We start from the raw sequence: 1,155 nt of genomic DNA on the forward strand, positions 1-1,155 counted from the left end.
GTTTGGTTTAAGTTTTGAGGCAAGTGCTCTACTTGTTGGAAAAATGCTTTGGCATCTTTGTTTTCAAAGTGTTCTAATAAATCTTGATAGACGTCATAGCTCAGTTTTAGCTCTGGGCTGATACTAAGCAGATAATCCAATACTTCAGATTCCGTGACTTGTTTCTTTTGAAATAGGGGAAAAGCCTTACAAGATTCATAGTTAATTTTACGATTTTTCTTTAATAGCGTTCGCCAATATTTCTTTAATTTACGATAATTTTTTTGTGCGGTGGAGTCGCTTTTAGAAAGGTTATTCATGACTTGAATCCTTTGTTTATTGAAGGCGCGGGTTAACTGTTGAATGACATGAAAACGATCGATAGAAATCTTTGCTTCTGGGAAAAGTTCTCTAGTAATCACGTTGTAAGAAGCGTTCATATCCATCACAATGTGTTTGACTTGTCTCCGCGCTTTGAGGGTAAAGCGCATGAAATAAGCTTTTAATTTGAAATTTCGACGATCATCTAAAATATCAAAAATCTTTCCATTATCGGCATTACTTATAATGAAACACATGGCTCCATCACAATCCTTCGTCCCTTTAAACTCATCAATCAAGATATGGCGGGGTAAATGCTCTAAATAAGGTGTGGTATCAGCATAGAAGGATTCTAAAATACGCTCTACGGTTTTTACGGATACGAAGTATCGGCTGGCAATATCCTTCATAGAAATTTTATGCTTCAACTCCACGGCAATGGCGAATTTTAGTGACCTAGACAGCACACAATTTGGCTCTACATAAGAGCTTTTAGGAGAAAAAGTTTCCCCACAATGTTTACAAAAGAAACGTTGGGTATACAAAAGCAGATAGGTAGGGACCTCTTGATAAGGAATGAGCTGAAGCGTACTTTGATAGTGACCGTAATGAATAATTTTATTTTCTTCATAGATACACCCACAACATGGGCAGCAGTGCGGAGTATCGTTTAAATTCCCTGTAAAGAGGTTCGCTAAGCGACCTTTGATTCGTTTTTTTTCGACAGGATCTTCAGAAAAAGAAATGCGAGTATCCTCAATATTTAAAATTTTTCTTACAAGTACACTTGTTTTTTCGTCAGTAAGTTTGGTATTCTTTGTGTTGGACATTTGGTTTTCCTCCTATGATTGGGTT

At 36.6% G+C, this 1,155-nt stretch carries 1 protein-coding gene; it reads right to left on the reverse strand.

All coding sequences use genetic code 11. The features are described 5' to 3' along the window. On the reverse strand, positions 1 to 1,130 hold a 1,130-nt coding region (locus FFM57_RS09775; RefSeq protein ID WP_137600330.1), incomplete at its 3' end, for an ISL3 family transposase. Positions 1,131 to 1,155: the final 25 nt, after the last annotated feature.

It is taken from the genome of Enterococcus nangangensis (assembly GCF_005405245.1).
GTDB lineage: Bacteria > Bacillota > Bacilli > Lactobacillales > Enterococcaceae > Enterococcus_J > Enterococcus_J nangangensis.